At 43.8% G+C, this 14,576-nt stretch carries 15 protein-coding genes; 5 read left to right on the top strand and 10 right to left on the bottom strand.

The window, feature by feature from the left end; genetic code table 11:
- Positions 1-86: 86 nt before the first annotated feature.
- Entirely contained in the window at positions 87-572 is a 486-nt protein-coding gene (locus tag ACLWBD_RS15455) for a hypothetical protein (protein ID WP_413568877.1), read from the top strand.
- Between the two features lie 380 nt (positions 573-952).
- Entirely contained in the window at positions 953-1,798 is an 846-nt protein-coding gene (locus tag ACLWBD_RS15450; RefSeq protein ID WP_413568876.1) for an RHS repeat-associated core domain-containing protein, read from the top strand.
- Positions 1,799-2,908: 1,110 nt separating this feature from the next.
- On the opposite strand, the gene ACLWBD_RS15445 is transcribed toward ACLWBD_RS15450, so the two are convergent.
- Both ACLWBD_RS15445 and ACLWBD_RS15440 read right to left on the bottom strand, forming a co-directional pair.
- Positions 2,909-3,679: a hypothetical protein gene (locus tag ACLWBD_RS15445; protein ID WP_413568874.1), complete on the bottom strand. Its 771-nt coding sequence runs from the start codon at positions 3,677-3,679 to the stop codon at positions 2,909-2,911.
- Between the two features lie 205 nt (positions 3,680-3,884).
- Positions 3,885-4,328 carry a BON domain-containing protein gene (locus ACLWBD_RS15440; RefSeq protein ID WP_413568873.1) on the bottom strand — a complete coding sequence of 148 codons (444 nt, stop codon included), beginning with the start codon at positions 4,326-4,328 and terminating at the stop codon, positions 3,885-3,887.
- Between the two features lie 189 nt (positions 4,329-4,517).
- On the opposite strand from ACLWBD_RS15440, the gene ACLWBD_RS15435 reads away from it, so the two are divergent.
- Positions 4,518-5,069, top strand: coding sequence for a superoxide dismutase family protein (locus ACLWBD_RS15435; RefSeq protein ID WP_413570743.1), 552 nt, complete (start codon positions 4,518-4,520; stop codon positions 5,067-5,069).
- A 32-nt stretch (positions 5,070-5,101) separates the two neighbouring features.
- Here the strand turns inward: ACLWBD_RS15435 and ACLWBD_RS15430 are convergent, their stop codons facing one another.
- Complete coding sequence (locus ACLWBD_RS15430) at positions 5,102-5,755, bottom strand: ankyrin repeat domain-containing protein (RefSeq protein WP_063205239.1); 654 nt, start codon at positions 5,753-5,755, stop codon at positions 5,102-5,104.
- Positions 5,756-5,766: 11 nt separating this feature from the next.
- Positions 5,767-7,134 carry a D-alanyl-D-alanine carboxypeptidase gene (locus ACLWBD_RS15425; protein WP_413568871.1) on the bottom strand — a complete coding sequence of 456 codons (1,368 nt, stop codon included), beginning with the start codon at positions 7,132-7,134 and terminating at the stop codon, positions 5,767-5,769.
- Positions 7,135-7,410: 276 nt separating this feature from the next.
- On the opposite strand from ACLWBD_RS15425, the gene ACLWBD_RS15420 reads away from it, so the two are divergent.
- Together ACLWBD_RS15420 and ACLWBD_RS15415 are read left to right on the top strand one after the other, a co-directional pair.
- Positions 7,411-7,773 (top strand): CidA/LrgA family protein, encoded by a 363-nt coding sequence (locus tag ACLWBD_RS15420; protein WP_063205237.1) that lies wholly within the window; start codon positions 7,411-7,413, stop codon positions 7,771-7,773.
- Positions 7,766-8,446 carry an LrgB family protein gene (locus tag ACLWBD_RS15415; protein WP_413568869.1) on the top strand — a complete coding sequence of 227 codons (681 nt, stop codon included), beginning with the start codon at positions 7,766-7,768 and terminating at the stop codon, positions 8,444-8,446. Before ACLWBD_RS15420 ends, ACLWBD_RS15415 begins: the two co-directional genes overlap by 8 nt.
- On the opposite strand, the gene hemH is transcribed toward ACLWBD_RS15415, so the two are convergent.
- From hemH to ACLWBD_RS15385, 6 genes are read right to left on the bottom strand one after another with little or no spacing between them, the layout of a single operon-like run.
- Positions 8,429-9,442: a ferrochelatase gene (gene hemH, locus ACLWBD_RS15410; RefSeq protein WP_413568868.1), complete on the bottom strand. Its 1,014-nt coding sequence runs from the start codon at positions 9,440-9,442 to the stop codon at positions 8,429-8,431. The genes ACLWBD_RS15415 and hemH overlap by 18 nt on opposite strands.
- Positions 9,435-10,661, bottom strand: coding sequence for a protoporphyrinogen/coproporphyrinogen oxidase (locus tag ACLWBD_RS15405; protein WP_413568866.1), 1,227 nt, complete (start codon positions 10,659-10,661; stop codon positions 9,435-9,437). The genes hemH and ACLWBD_RS15405 overlap by 8 nt, the downstream gene beginning before the upstream one ends.
- Positions 10,658-12,007: an oxygen-independent coproporphyrinogen III oxidase gene (gene hemN / locus ACLWBD_RS15400; RefSeq protein WP_063205233.1), complete on the bottom strand. Its 1,350-nt coding sequence runs from the start codon at positions 12,005-12,007 to the stop codon at positions 10,658-10,660. The genes ACLWBD_RS15405 and hemN overlap by 4 nt, the downstream gene beginning before the upstream one ends.
- Positions 12,000-13,025 (bottom strand): uroporphyrinogen decarboxylase family protein, encoded by a 1,026-nt coding sequence (locus ACLWBD_RS15395; protein WP_413568863.1) that lies wholly within the window; start codon positions 13,023-13,025, stop codon positions 12,000-12,002. The genes hemN and ACLWBD_RS15395 overlap by 8 nt, the downstream gene beginning before the upstream one ends.
- A complete protein-coding gene (locus ACLWBD_RS15390) occupies positions 13,022-13,696 on the bottom strand; it encodes a response regulator transcription factor (protein WP_413568861.1) in 675 nt (224 codons plus the stop codon). Before ACLWBD_RS15390 ends, ACLWBD_RS15395 begins: the two co-directional genes overlap by 4 nt.
- Positions 13,693-14,568, bottom strand: coding sequence for a sensor histidine kinase (locus tag ACLWBD_RS15385; protein WP_413568859.1), 876 nt, complete (start codon positions 14,566-14,568; stop codon positions 13,693-13,695). The genes ACLWBD_RS15390 and ACLWBD_RS15385 overlap by 4 nt, the downstream gene beginning before the upstream one ends.
- Positions 14,569-14,576: the final 8 nt, after the last annotated feature.

Here is a 14,576-nt window from a genome sequence, read left to right as displayed (position 1 = left end):
TAAAATATTTAAGATAGCGGCTGCAAAAACCTGAATGATTAGTTCTAAAGACTATTTCAATGGATTATTATCAATTATAATAAAAAATGTTTATTCAACTTAGTACCAAACCTCATTTAAAGAACACACTAATAGTTGTCTTTCTCAACTTAGTATTTTTTGGATTTGTTTTGTTTACAATCCTTTCAGGCGAAATAAGATGGGGATTAATTGCGTTTTGTGCTATCTGCATGGTGCTTGCATTACTTTATGCGGTGATTGTTTTCTGCTCGCCTGCATCAATCGTTCTAAGAGACCTCGACATTGAGGTTTCAACAAAAAAGGTAAAAAGAACTTACAAGTACTCTGAAGTGGTAAAGTTGGAAGAGGACATTTTTGGGACGGGGTTTAGAATTTTTTTCCAGGATGGTTTCTCTTTCCATGTGACGAAAGCATTGAAACCGATCAATGTTGATTCTGATATCATTGAGCGGCTTGAGAAATTAGATACAACTCAATCCTATAAATGTGTAGTGTTGCTCGAGAATCTTCTGAAGGAACGTATTTATGATGTCGAGAAGGTTAAAATATAAATTTTTAAAATCCCGTTCACCAACTCTCCACCTCTAGGAGTCACCGCCGCTGAGGTCGCGAAAGGTATTGGTAAGAAAAGCTGCCCATAGTAGTAAGGAGTTGGGTGAATGTCTAATAACGATTTGTATGTTCAAATATGTAGAGTTGGTGGACCAATTGCTCTTTTTATCTGTACCCCAATCATAGCGCTTTGCTTTGTCTGGGTCGTGTGGAAAGCCCTGGAGCAAGGACAGGTCGTTTCGAAAAAAACAATTTTCGGGATGACTGCGTTTGTGGGCGTATGTATTTTCATTGGCATTGGAGCATGCCGAATTGGCTTAGGGTGGTTTGGTGGAAGAAGGTAGGCTGAACTTATCCTTTGTCTGAGTTTGGAAAGTACTTGAGAAGAAGAAACGGCAAACCAGTTCAAGGATTCATCTATCAAACTCAATATCAAATCACCGCAGAAACAGACGGCGCTGGCAATATCATCCGCCGTTTCGTTTATGGATCAAAAATAAATATTCCCGATTACGTCGTCACTGGTGGAAAAGAATATAGAGTTATTTCCAATCAAGTAGGAACACCCAAAGCAATCGTAGAGTCTTCAACGGGAAAAATTGTTGAGACCTTAAGTTATGATGAGTTTGGCGTGTCCCTTGATGGTAAACGCAGCTCCTACCTTCCGTTTGGTTTTGCGGGAGGGCTTAGCGATAGCGACACTAGTTTATTGCGTTTCGGCGCTCGAGATTATGATCCAATAGTTGGTCGTTGGACTTCGAAAGACCCGATTGGGTTTAATGGCGGGGATACTAACTTTTATGGCTACACTTTCCAGGACCCGGTAAATTTCGTAGACCCAAGTGGTTTACGTCCCCCGGGACAAAGCATGATGTGTCTGGATGGAAATTGCGGAGGAACTCTTAGAGATCAATTCCTTAGCGAAATTCAAATAACTCCTGAACAAGTCGGGGCACAAGATTCGGTAATTTTAAATGCTGCTGTTGGAACCGCTGCCGCTGCGGGCGCTGCTGCCATGACTCCAGCCGTTTCGGTTATTGCGATTAACATTTGCTTGAGCAATCCGGCTCAATGTACGAGACTTGGAGTCAGTTTTCTGAGCGGATTAGCATCGGGATTGACGGGTGAGAGAACTGGAAATCCTCCCAAAAACTATTCAGACTGGGCAGCTGGATTCTCGGGAAGATCTATAGGCAGTGGGGCTAAAAAGGTGATTTGTGACTAGTGAAGAAACTAAATCAGTAAAAGGCTCTGAGATTTTTTTAGCGGTCGTACTAGTTGTAATGACGCTGGCTCAGATAGCCCAGTACAAACGCGAAGGGTGTTTCACTGTGTTCGGGGAAATGCCGGACTATTGTGGGCCTTGGGCTCTAGAGTTCTTAATATTAGTGATTGTTGCTGAATTAGCCTATCCATTGTCTTTGAGTATTAAAGCTTTTAAAAGTAGGAATAAGACTTAATCCTTTAAGAACTATTAAGATAGATAGGTGCGGGCGCAGTTTCGGGAACATCAGTTGGGATTGGACTTGAGCTTGGAATAGGTCAATAGTTGAAGGATGATCGTGTATTCTGAATTAATAGTTGCGGCGATAGGAGTGATATTTCCGGGGTGATGGTCTGGCCTTGTTCAGGCATATCGTTCGTTTAATACGCACTCCACCGCTTCCAAATGTATCCGCTGCGAAACGACGTTTTGCTATTTCTTACCTCAGCTTTGGATTAGTTTGTTTGTGTTTCTGGTGTGCGATCTCCATTTTTTCGATAATTACGAGATGGAGTGAATGGACATCGTGATGATTGCGAAGCACGATTCGGCAACGTACTGGCGCGTAGGAAGATGTTGTTCTATCAAATGGCATTCATCACATCTAAAGTGAGCATTGACATGTCAATGTTTGTCACAAATTCTTTTTATATTTGCTCTGAAACTCACGATAAAAAATTTTATGGTAGCGTATTTCAACGGATTATTATCGATTAAAAATGGGAACAGCCAGTTAAAGCAAATAGAGAAAGAGTGCAACTAAGTGAACAACTCCAATAATACAGTGAGTAAAGTAATATATCCGGTTGGAATTGTTTCGGGCATAGCAATGATAATGTTGATTACCTACGTATCTATAAATCATTACTTTCAAACAGGGGAGAAAGATTTCTTTTCTTGGTTTTCAGTTGTGGCTGTTTGCATATTTGGGATTTGGTTTTTAATTCGCGTGTGCCGGAAGGAATTAGGCTGGTTCCAAAAGCAGTAAAAGACCATGTGAGAACGGGATTTGCATTTGCTGAATTAGCTATCGGTGCAGATTGGGTAATAAGCAACGCTATCAATCGTTATCTACTGCATCAAATCTGTTTTTGTAACTGATATGTTTGTTCTATCAATCACCAATTGCAGAAACGCTCTTGTCTCTTGGTCATCGTCGAGATCCCATTGGTATCCGTCTTTAAACTCAATTCTATAGTTCATTCGTGTAACAATATTACCGTTTGGCGCCTTCAATGAGGTTGCCTGAGTCACTTTCTTGATGTCGTCGACAGAATATTTTTTAGAAGTAGTAGGAAGAAAGCCCTTAATATGTATTTGTCGGTTTTGAATTGATGAAGTGGCATTTAGTGATAATGCATAAAAAGAAAAACATATAAGAATCATCCATTTATAATAGGGTTCGACGGCACTTGTGTTAAACATAGTTTTCTTGCTGGCGTAGTTATTAAACAGTTGATAAGTTTCGTTGCCAAGAAATCTAACTGAATAGTGCTTCAACAAAGGCGTTGGGGCAATGAATCCTAAAAACAGTGCTGGAAGAAGGAATACAGTTGTCGGCATCTTTAGCGTTGCGTCTGCAGTCGAGTAGAAGAAATGATTGTATAGGTTAGCAAAATGGTTAAATAGAAACTGCATAACGACCGTGACACATGCGATAGCCAAAATATAGACCGCCGTAAATGTTAACATATATTTTGAGTAGAGCTTTTCTTGTTCGGGCGAAAGAGTTGTTTCTTTCTGTTCATTAGTTAAAGCAAATCTTTTAGATTTGCCTAACAGGTAAAAAACTGTGAAAACGCTCAGCGGAACAATGATTGCCTGAATCAATTGTGCATCCATAGTTACCTCATATAAACAATAATCTAATTGCATCTCTATGATTTAGATACGAAATAAGTTTTGACCGGACCAAGGAGTAGGCGGAGCCTATGAGGTTAGTTGGACTTCTATAGAAAATTGAACCTAATTTTTTTGGAACTGAACGAATTTCTCAAGTCTTTCCAAGAAAGGAGAAATCAAAAAAACGAATAGGTCGAATTAAACCTTAATGCCGGCCATGACGGCGGATCAGATCTTCGTGGCGATCGACGTGCAAGCGGTTTGAAATGTCCTTCACTCCGAATACTTTTTCGACGGAATCTTCGGCAAGATACTTCATGTGCCGATCAGGAACCGTGCCGCGAAGGATGACTTCGCCATCCACGACATCGACATCAATGTTGTAAGCATCGACGTATTGATCACGTGTCAGCATCTCGCAGACTTCTTCGCGAATGCGTTCGTCACTGCGTTTGTAGTTTTTAGGACCTCGGCCCGTGTAAGAACGACGGGGAGTTTGTGAACTATCATAGATCGCGCTGAACGTGGATTTCGGATTGAAATCACCAGGCTGACTTTCTTGTTCTTCAACACGAGGAGAATCTTTGGCTTCATCTTCAGCCAATTGATCGGGCTGACGGCGACGGGATTTTTGCCCTAGGCGACTCATAAGCTTCTCCTTTCCAGCGTTCACTTTTAAAGTTTATCAATTCAAAGCAAAGCCTCAAAGTCACGTCCTTCAAATTTTTAAGAATCATGCTTTCACTGGCGAATTTGTTAATTAGCGCGCGACCTTTTCTCACACCATTGTCCGTGTTCCAATATTTGAATCGAATCAAGGAGGTCGTTTGTGAGAAGCATGATCTTTTTTCTTTTCATACTTGGACTAACAGGCGGAGTAAAAGCACAGGAATCCAAAGGTCCTGCTGGAAAACCTGCACATAACAAACCAATGCCTCCCGTATCGGTGATTTTAAAAGACGCTCAAGGAAAACAAGTGGGCGATGTGAACTTCACCCAAGAAGCCGAAGGTGTAAAGACGGTGGTGAATCTAACCGGTATGCCAGATGGCACCTATGCGTTTCACGTTCATGAAAAAGGCAGTTGTTTACCACCGGAATTTAAATCTGCCGGCGATCATTTTAATCCCGATAAGAAAAAACACGGTGAAGTCAAAGGAGGGCCACATGCCGGCGACTTTAAAAACGTCGAAGTGAAAAGCGGGCGTGGCCATTTAGAAGAGATCAATAAACACATCTCTCTATTATCGGGACCGAACTCACTGCTGAGAGCAGAAGGAACTTCCGTCGTCGTGCATGAAAGAGGTGACGACTATAAAAGCCAACCGGCCGGAGCCTCGGGAAAACGAATCGCTTGCGGCGTCGTAAAAACCCCCGACCGCGCAAATTAGTTTAGATTGCACGGGCGCTCAGGGACGAGCGCCTATTTTTTTGCGGAAAGAAGAGTGACGGCTTTTTGGTTTTGCGCTTTTGTTGCGATATCTAAAGCTGTTTTTCCAGATGAATTCTTGGCTTTTTTATCAGCGCCGGCGTCTAACAAAATCTTAATCGTTTCAGCGTTTCCGTGGCGGGCTGCTTCCATCAAAGGCGTTTTGCCTTCGGAGTTTCCTTTATTCACTAAAGTGGCATCTTTAGCTAAAAGCACTTTCATTGTGGCATGATCGTTCAATGATGAAGCGAGAGTCAGGGCGTTGTCGCCAAGTTCATTCAAATCATTCAAAGGCGCGTTGGCCTCAATCAAGGCTTTTGAAACTTCAGGCTGTTCGTTGGTAAGAGCATAGTACAAAGCCGTCTTTTGATCTTTATCTTTGATCGTGACGTCGGCTTTTTTAGAAAGAAGGAATTTTACAACCTCGACTTGGCCGCTAGCCGCTGCCGTCATTAGAAGAGTTTCGCCTTTTTCATTGGGCTTATTGATGTTAACTCCCGCATCCAAAGACTTTTGAAGCTCTTTGGTCTTTCCTGCGTAAGCCAGTTCAAAAGCTTTGTCGTCGACAAGTTTTTTGCTGCCAGCAGCAGGGCTCATCGAGCCCGCGAAAACCACACATGCAATTAAGATCAATCTAAAAAGGTTCATAACAAGTTACCTTATTTCATCTTCAAGGAAAGATTGTTTGATTCCGCTACCAGCGTGGATGCTGAATCGATTGGATTCATCAAGCCCACTTGAGTGTAATCAAACTTCTTCAATCGTACACGCTCTGCCAGGATAGAGACAAGGTCACGGATGTAGGTACGTGGCTTGTTTAGGTTTCTTTGGTCATAGATATCTGGCTCTGTTAGTACCGCAAAGTACAAGTTTCCATCAGTCGTCGAAAGCGCTCCACCGAAAGTGATAGCTTTATCCGCAGAACCTGTTTTACCCGTCAGCGTGTTGTCGAAAGTGTCTGAACCGTACAAAGATTTAAATGTCGAGTAGTGTTCACCGTCTCCACCCACTGCCATCACATCCGCCAGTTGGAATGCTTTAGAGCCTTTATATGCTTTAAGCATGTGATCCAAGTCTTGGATGATGCGTACGATAGATTCACATGTTACTTCGTTATAAATTTTTTGATCGTTAATCATAACCGGGTAACCAGAACCATTCATCATCACAACCGTGCTTTCATCCATACCCAAACGATTTTTGATGAAGGCTTTATAACCGTTTACACCGCCCAAACGCTCAAACAAAATATTCGGTGGAACGTTGGAAGAGTAAGCATTGAATTCACGCATCATCATATAAAGAGGACGTGATTGGAATGAATAGCCTGTGACTTTCACTTCTTCCGCATACTTTTTAAACTCAGAAGAGATCGAAGGCTTGATAGTTTTAACACGAATCTGACTGTAGTTTCTTACGAAATGAGTCAGTGCTTTTTGCGTCGTCAATGGACCATAGAACAAATCCGGATCCGCACCACGGTACGTGCCATCGTCGCGATGTTGAACGATATAAGCGCTGCCAGGCCCCATGGGAACGACGAATTTTTCGTCATAAGAAAGCTGACTGATAGAAGTACAGCCACGACCCGTAAGAATAGGTTTCAACTGCTTAAACACCGTCGACAGCATCTCTTTACCCATGAAGATATCGCCGTCACCAGCTAGGTGAACATAACAAGTTTTATCTGGATTTGTCGGAGTAATATAAAGACGAGTTTTAAAGCGGTACTCAGGGCCTAAAGTCGCTGTCGCCCAATGCGTGACTAGGATTTTTGAAAGAGAAGCGACACGAAACTTCGTTTTGATATCGGTTTCTGTCACGTTGGTGGGAGTCGATCGCACGAAGCTGCTGCCACTGTCTTTAATTTCTTGTGCGGTGGGGTTGAAAGCTTCGGCTTTATTTGTCGAATCTTTCATGAAGCACATGGCATTCATTTTATAAGAGAACGCAGATGCGGTACTTGCAACGGCGGTAGAAACGATAATGCTAGCAGCAATATTTTTTAGTAGAGAAGCCTGAGCCATCTAACGTACTCCTTTAACAACGTGTAACCCAGATACAAGATCTGTGCGCTTTGTGAACTGCCTGTATTGGATCTGAAGTGTCTCAATTTTTGACATTGACGCATTTTGAGACCGGTTTGGAAAAAGGTACCTGGTTGGGTCTTCGCCAAAGCCGGCTTATTGGTATAGGGCGGTTTTAGGCCTCTATAAAGTGAAATGGCCCCGCTATGTGAAAGGACACGAAATCCTTGGGAAGCTCGTTGCCTGACGCTTGAGGGATCGCTAGAGTCTTTAACCATGATATTAGCGCTGTTGATTCTGCTGACATTTCAATTCTTAGGAGAGGGTACGGTCGCTCTCTTAAACCTTTTTATTCCGGGGCCCGTTTTAGGGATGGTGTACTTCTTTATTGCTTTAGTGTTATGGCCGCCCTTGAAAGAAAAAGTGGAAGCACTCAGCCGTTTTATGAATGCTCACCTGGCGCTATTCTTTGTGCCTGCGGGTGTAGGAATCATCGATTACTTTGATTTATTTGGTCGTTATGGCTGGGCCATGGCCATCACTCTTATTGTCAGTACACTGATTACTTTGGGTGTGACTGCATGGTTTTTTAATCTGCTTCTCAAGATGCATCCCGAGCAGGAGCCAAAGCATGATTGAGCTCCTCTCTTTAATCATGACCTTGGGATTTTATCTTATCGCGCGACGCCTTAGCTTGTGTGGGAAAGAGCATCCTTTCTTAAGCCCGCCCGTCATCACGATGTTTGCCATTGTTTGCGTGCTTATGGTTTTTAATATTCCCTACAAAGACTACTTTGCAGGAGTTCGACCCATTCATTTTATGTTGGGCCCCGCGACCGTGGGCTTTGCTTTGCCATTGTTCAATCAGATGGCCCGACTGAAACGAGTTTTGAAACCTTTAATCTTAGCTTTAGCGGTTGGATCTTTTGTGGGAATCTTTAGTGCGGTTTTGATAGGGGCGGCATTGGGGTTGCCTCACGATATTTTATTGTCGCTGTCTCCTAAATCCGTCACGACTCCAATAGCAATGGGAATTGCGGAAAAAATCGGGGGAGCTCCGGCTTTATCGACCGTGTTTGTGATGATCACGGGAATTGTTGGAGCGATTGCGGCCGGCACTGTGATGAAGCTTATGAAAATTCACGATCCTTTGGTGAAAGGATTTTCCATGGGTCTATCGGCCCATGGCTTGGGAACTTTCAGAGCGTTTCAGGTGAATGAAATGGCTGGTGCTTTTGCGGGATTAGCGATGGCGCTCAATGGACTTATGACCGCCATCTTGATTCCGCTTTTGTTATTTTTGATTCCTTAAAAGACCGGCAAAGCCTTCGATCCATTCGCGATCGTCGTTCACACAGGGAACTAACTGATAGTCGGTGCCGCCATTGTGCTCAAAGATCTCTTGGCCACCGATGCCAATCTCTTCTAAAGTTTCGATGCAATCAGCAACAAAGGAAGGGCAGACCACAGCGACGGATTTTTTACCCTTTTGCGCAAGCACTTCTAAGGTATGATCCGTTGCAGGTTTAATCCACTCCGCTCTTCCTAGTCTTGATTGAAAAGAAACGCTCCAATGACTGTCTGGAAGATTCAAGCTTTCGGCCATCTTAGTGGCCGTGGCATAACATTGGGCGCGGTAACAATTCTTTGCGCAAGCATCTTGATCAAAACAGCAGTCTTCCGTACGAAGACAACCGTGAACTTTGCGCACTTGGCTTTCAGGCAAACCATGGAAAGAAAACAAGTAGTGATCAAAGTTTTTTCCCGATGTGGATTCTTTCACTAATCTTACGGAAGGCTTGATGAAAGAATCATCCGCATAAAACGGAGGAAGAACGCTGGTAGGTATGTCTAGATTCAGCTTTTTCAACCAGCGATTTACTTCTTTGACAGAAGAACCTGTCGTCGCCTCGGCGTATTGGGGATACAGAGGCACTATCAAAAGAGAAGAAATGCCTTCGCTCGAAAACTCTTCCAAAGCTTTGCCTATAAGCGGGTCAGAATAGCGCATTCCCACTTTTACGCTGTAACCAGTGCCCAAGGACTCCTGCAAAGCCTTGGCAAAACGATTTGTATATACGGTTAGCGGAGAGCCCTCGTTTTCCATCCAGATCTTCTTATAATTTTCGGCCGAAAAAGGAGCGCGACGAGGAACGATGATCCCGTGAACCAAAGGCCAGCGCACGAAGAAGGGGATGTTAATAATATCTTTATCCATTAGGAAGGTCTTAAGGTAGGCCTTCACATCGTCAACTTGATAAGTGCGGGGACTTCCAATATTTAAAAGCAAAACGCCTTTTTTAGACATAACGACCTGCGATTTCTTCTGCAAGTTTATCACCGCGCTCTAAGATTTTGCTTAAGCCGATTCCGCCTAAGTAATTCCCATGCAAGAACAGACCCTCAGGAAGCTCTTGAGAATTTAGATCCTTTAAAGTCTTTTCAAGTTCGACATTATAGAACGGAAGAGCATTGCGCCAGCGGAAGATACGATAATCTAGCAAGGTTTCTTTATTTCCTAAGACACGGAATCTTTCTGTCGCAATGGTTTTCAAAACTTCGGCATCAGACATGTCTAAAATAGAGTTGTCATGGGCACCACCAAAGATCCATGTCTCGGAATAAGTTTTGTCTCGTCCTGCAAAGATGTAAGAGTTCATCAAGATCCCCAAGGCTTTAAGGCCATAGTACCGGGGAATCAAGCAGCCAAATCCAGGGTATGTATTTTGGGCTTTGGCAAAGTAAACCGTTACACTCATTAAAGAAGACATTTGAATACGAGAAAGCTTTGCTGCGACATCCGCATGTGAGGACTTTAAAATTTCGCTTGCAGACTGAGCGGAAGTAGCAACAACAACGGGTCCGCTTAACTCTTTTGCTTTAACATTAGAATTCAAATGAATGCGAACCCCGAGCTCTTTCAGCTTTGCTTCAAGATGATCGATCACATCCTGCATGCCCTCAGGTCCCGTCATAATACCCTTGTACTGAGGCTGCGACTTGTCCTTCTTTTTACGGTTAATCAAGGGTCCAAGAATCAGGCTTGCACTCAGTTCATCTGTGGCATTCCCATAAATACCTTGCATGCCCGGGCTGAGAATAAACTGCGTCGCCGGTGCGCCGATAATACGGTAACCCCAGCTCTGCAAAGTTTCGTTTTCGCGCGGGGAAAAATTCTTCTTTCCCCGGGCAAGATTAAACAAAAGCTTACCGATGAATTTCACTGTTTCCGAGAAATAAAGCGGCCAAGGACGCGGTTTTTCTCGGAAGATAAATCGTTTTTTTGAGGATTCAAGAGCGCTCAGTGGCGTGAGCCCAATATCTTTGAAAAGGGCTTCGGCGTGGGCTGTACGAATCATTGAATTCGCCGCCTGTTCGGCAAGGCCGAACTGATTTTTATCTGTTCCGATAAGGCCTCCGACGCGGGGACCTTGTTCGTAGATATCAACTTCAAAGCCTTTTTGAGCCAGTCGCAGGGAGAGGCTTAAGCCCGCAAACCCTGCGCCAATCACGCTGATTTTTTTCATATAGATTGAGAGAATATCTTAGTCTGTGGTTGTTTTGATTTTAAACGTTCGTCGAAGAAAACACAGGCATTGCGCAAGAAAGGGCGGCCCTCTTCTTTAACAAGCAGCTTGTGATCTTTGATCTCAACCAAATGATCTTTCAGCATTTCGCTTAAGAACTCTTTCGACTTTGCTTCTTGATCTGCATCCGTGAATTCGACTTCGAACTCTGTCATCAGCTTCAAAATTTGCTGACGACGAATACGGTCTTCTTCAGTCAAAACGTGTCCGCGCAATGTCGGAATACGACCTTCGTTTAACGCCGCTTCATACAATGGCAAAACTTTTTCATTTTGATGGAAGCTGTAAGGAGTTTCAGAAATTGAAGAAACACCTAAACCCAAAAGAACATCAGTGCGCTGATCCGTGTAACCCATGAAATTGCGGTGCAGGCGTTTTTCATTCATTGCTAAAGACAAATTGTCTGTCTTTAAAGCAAAGTGATCCATACCGACTTCTACATAATCATTCGCTAAAAGAATGTCGCGAGCGATTTCGTAAAGCTCGCGTTTTTCAGCGGACTTCGGAAGGTCTTCATCTTTGAAAAGTCTTTGTGCGGGTTTAATCCAAGGAACTAATGCGAAACTATAAAGTGCAATGCGGTCAGGACGAAGTTTCACTGTGGCATGCGCTGTCTCGCGAATAGTTTCAGGCGTTTGTTTTGCCAAACCATAGATCAAGTCAAAGTTCACGGACGTATAACCAAGGTCACGCGCCGCTTGTGTCAATTTTTGCGTGATCTCTAAAGGTTGAATACGGTTCACTAGACGTTGCACTTCCGGGTGGAAATCTTGAACGCCCATACTGACGCGGTTAAAACCCAGGTCGCGCAAGGCTTTAAGTTGATCCACATTTGTACGGCGAGGATCGACTTCGATAGATCCTTCGAAATCATTTTTATCGACGTTCACGCGATTCATGATCGGTCGAAGAAGTTTTAACAATGATTCTGCCGATAGGAACGTCGGCGTCCCACCACCAATATGAATATGCTTCAAAGGTTTTTCTAAAAGCTCGGGAACTTGTTGTGTGTAAAGTTCCCACTCTTTTACAACCATATCCACGTAAGGCTGCTCACGCTTATGGTCTTTGGTGATGATGTTATTGCAACCACAGAAAGTACAAAGTGATTCGCAATAAGGAACGTGCAGATACAAGGACCATGCACCATCACGCTCATTTAACGTGGCACGCAAATGCTGAATCCATTGATCCTTCGTCGGATTTGTTTCCCAGTATGGAACCGTCGGGTAAGACGTGTAGCGAGGAGCGGGAACATCATACTTGGCTAGAAGATCTTTAATCATGAGAGAGCTCCTTACGGACAGTGTCCACGAAGAGTTTCACATTCTTTTCTGGAGTCTTTGGAAGAACTCCATGGCCTAAGCCGCAAACCCATCCCGCACGTTCTACAGGGCTCATGGCTTTCATTGGAGCTAAGAAGTGAGATAAGGCTTTTTTAAAATCAGCGTCGTCCATGAAAAGAAGACTTTGATCAAAGTTTCCTTGAACGAACCCTTTGTTTTGAATTTTGAAAGAATCCGGCAAATAGCAGCGATGGTCAAAACCCTGGCCCGCCCAAGGTAAATCCGTGAAAGCTTTATTAAAGAACACCGGTTGAGTGCCTTTAGAATAATAGCCGATCTTGCCAGGATAATCTTGAGACAGACGAGTCAACACGGGTTGAATCCATTCTTGGAAGAACAGAGGGGACACTTCGCCGGCTGCCGTATCAAAGATCATCACGATCTCAGCGCCACCTTCAAATTGCAGGCGGATGTTTTCTTTAAGAAGTGGATACATTTTTTCCAGGAACTGCGGGAACATATTGATCAGTGTTTTCGACTGAATCAAAGACCCCGCGTGCGAACCTTCCACGGCATAGACAAACAAAGTCCAAGGACCACCAACAAAGCCGATCAAACTTTTATTTGAGGGCAGAACTTCGCGAGTCGCTTTCACCGCGGCCTTTTGGAATTTCATAAATTCGATAGCTTCGTCCCTAGGCCCAAGCTTTGCCATGGTCTGCGGATTTAATTTGAAACCCAATTGGGGTCCATGATCCGTGTAATCAAGTCCCATTCCTAATGCTTCTAACGGGAATAAGATATCACTAAAAAGAATGGAAACGTCGAAATCAAATTCAGCGACAGGGCCTAGTGCGACCTGCGCCGCTAGTTCCGGCTGCTTACAAAGCTCCATGAAAGAATGTTTTGCACGCAAGCCTTGGTAGTGCTGGTGATAACGGCCAGCTTGACGCATGAACCAGATAGGAGGAACAGCCTGCGGAGTTCTTTGAAGAGAGTTTTTAAAAAGTGAATTCATACATTTTCCTCCACGGACCATTGGTAACCCACACCCCGTACAGAACGGATGTGTTTTTCACCGTCATCGCCCAAAAGCTGGCGAAGGCGGACAATAATATTATCGATAGTGCGATGACTTGGATTTTTATCCACACCCCAGATTTCGTTCATGATTTCATCGCGGCTAAGAACGCGGGGGGCTTTTTCAATTAATAACTGTAGGATTTTGAGGTCCGTCACAGGTGGATATTCGATCTGGCCTGATTTTTTTTGCACCGTCATGTTCGTGAAGTTCACAGTGCAAGTTTCCAATTCCACTTCACGAGCCGGAGCATGAGCATCCAGAACATGTTTCACGCGAATCAAAAGCTCTTTAAGATGGAAGGGCTTAGGAATGTACTCCTGCGCTCCCAGTTCAAATCCTTTTAAGCGGGATTCGGCATCGGCTTGCGCAGTCAGGAATAGAAATAAGACGTTTGAAATCTGACGTATTTTTGCGGCCAGCTCGAACCCAGTTCCATCAGGCAAGCCGACATCCAAAATAACCAGATCAAAATCTTTGCTGTGGTTAAACGTCATCCAGCCTTCTGATAAAGACTTCGCCCAATTGACGTCATATTCCTTTTTAAGACGTTCCGTCAGCGTTTCACCCAAGGAAGTATCATCTTCGACTAAAAGGATCTTTCTCATTTTAGCTGTCCTTCCAGTTCGATGAAGGATTTAAAGCCTTCATTTTCACGAGAGTCATAACGGATATGACCGTTCATGCGATTTAAAAGACGGCTGGTAATCAAAAGCCCCAGGCCATTGCTTCTTGCATCCTGAGATTTCAAAATTTCCGAACCCAACTTATGCACCGGCCCTTTAAAGCCCAGTCCATCATCTTGCATTTGCAGCTCGATGCGGTTGTCAGACAGAGTTTTGATTTTGATCCGTACTGTGGTGGCTTTTCCGTGCAAGACAGAGTTTTGCAAAAGATTTTTGAAAACACTTAATAAAGCACGGTGGTCGCCACGAATTGTCGCCTCGCGCTCTAGCTCAATGGAAAGCTCAGGAAATTCGTTGCGCAGACTAGAAAAGATGGATCTTAAGGAAACATCCTCATGCAAGAGTTCACCATCTTCGAGATTGGCTAATAACAAAGAATTTTCTAACTGCAAATCCAAGCGTTGGATATCTGAGATCAAACGCTTCAAGATAGGACTGCTGGCATTTGTCGTTTCTTCTTCAAGCACTTCGGCTTGTAAGCGCAGACGCGCAATTGAAGTTTTAATATCGTGACTGAATGTCGAAAAGAAAAAACGCAGACGTTGATGACGTTTTTGATCGCGATATGTAAATACCACCAAAGAGACGCCACCAAAAAGAATGGCGGCAAGCAAGATCGAACCTTCCCACACGAACATACGGTGAGACATCTTCATTTGTTCTAAGGTTGTCGTGTTGGGATTTAAGCGAAGTAAAAAGAAGACCCACCACCAAGCCACAAGTGAAAACGTGAACACAAACCACACAATGGCCAAGGCTGTTTTCACTTGAGGTTTAAGGAGCTTCTGTAACATCGCTACGT

This window comes from Bdellovibrio sp. HCB117 (assembly GCF_047305915.1).
Taxonomy (GTDB): domain Bacteria; phylum Bdellovibrionota; class Bdellovibrionia; order Bdellovibrionales; family Bdellovibrionaceae; genus Bdellovibrio; species Bdellovibrio bacteriovorus_B.
The sequence above is the reverse complement of the archived record's forward strand: the minus strand, read 5'-3'. Positions and strand labels throughout refer to the sequence as shown.

Coding starts and splice junctions, on each gene's coding strand:
- ACLWBD_RS15445 (WP_413568874.1), bottom strand. CDS start 3,679: ATGGATGCACAATTGATTCAGGCAATCATTGTTCCGCTGAGCGTTTTC.
- hemH (WP_413568868.1), bottom strand. CDS start 9,442: ATGTCTAAAAAAGGCGTTTTGCTTTTAAATATTGGAAGTCCCCGCACT.
- ACLWBD_RS15435 (WP_413570743.1), top strand. CDS start 4,518: ATGATCTTTTTTCTTTTCATACTTGGACTAACAGGCGGAGTAAAAGCA.
- ACLWBD_RS15390 (WP_413568861.1), bottom strand. CDS start 13,696: ATGAGAAAGATCCTTTTAGTCGAAGATGATACTTCCTTGGGTGAAACG.
- hemN (WP_063205233.1), bottom strand. CDS start 12,007: ATGATTAAAGATCTTCTAGCCAAGTATGATGTTCCCGCTCCTCGCTAC.
- ACLWBD_RS15385 (WP_413568859.1), bottom strand. CDS start 14,568: ATGTTACAGAAGCTCCTTAAACCTCAAGTGAAAACAGCCTTGGCCATT.
- ACLWBD_RS15395 (WP_413568863.1), bottom strand. CDS start 13,025: ATGAATTCACTTTTTAAAAACTCTCTTCAAAGAACTCCGCAGGCTGTT.
- ACLWBD_RS15405 (WP_413568866.1), bottom strand. CDS start 10,661: ATGAAAAAAATCAGCGTGATTGGCGCAGGGTTTGCGGGCTTAAGCCTC.
- ACLWBD_RS15430 (WP_063205239.1), bottom strand. CDS start 5,755: ATGAACCTTTTTAGATTGATCTTAATTGCATGTGTGGTTTTCGCGGGC.
- ACLWBD_RS15415 (WP_413568869.1), top strand. CDS start 7,766: ATGATTGAGCTCCTCTCTTTAATCATGACCTTGGGATTTTATCTTATC.
- ACLWBD_RS15440 (WP_413568873.1), bottom strand. CDS start 4,328: ATGAGTCGCCTAGGGCAAAAATCCCGTCGCCGTCAGCCCGATCAATTG.
- ACLWBD_RS15420 (WP_063205237.1), top strand. CDS start 7,411: ATGATATTAGCGCTGTTGATTCTGCTGACATTTCAATTCTTAGGAGAG.
- ACLWBD_RS15425 (WP_413568871.1), bottom strand. CDS start 7,134: ATGGCTCAGGCTTCTCTACTAAAAAATATTGCTGCTAGCATTATCGTT.
- ACLWBD_RS15455 (WP_413568877.1), top strand. CDS start 87: ATGTTTATTCAACTTAGTACCAAACCTCATTTAAAGAACACACTAATA.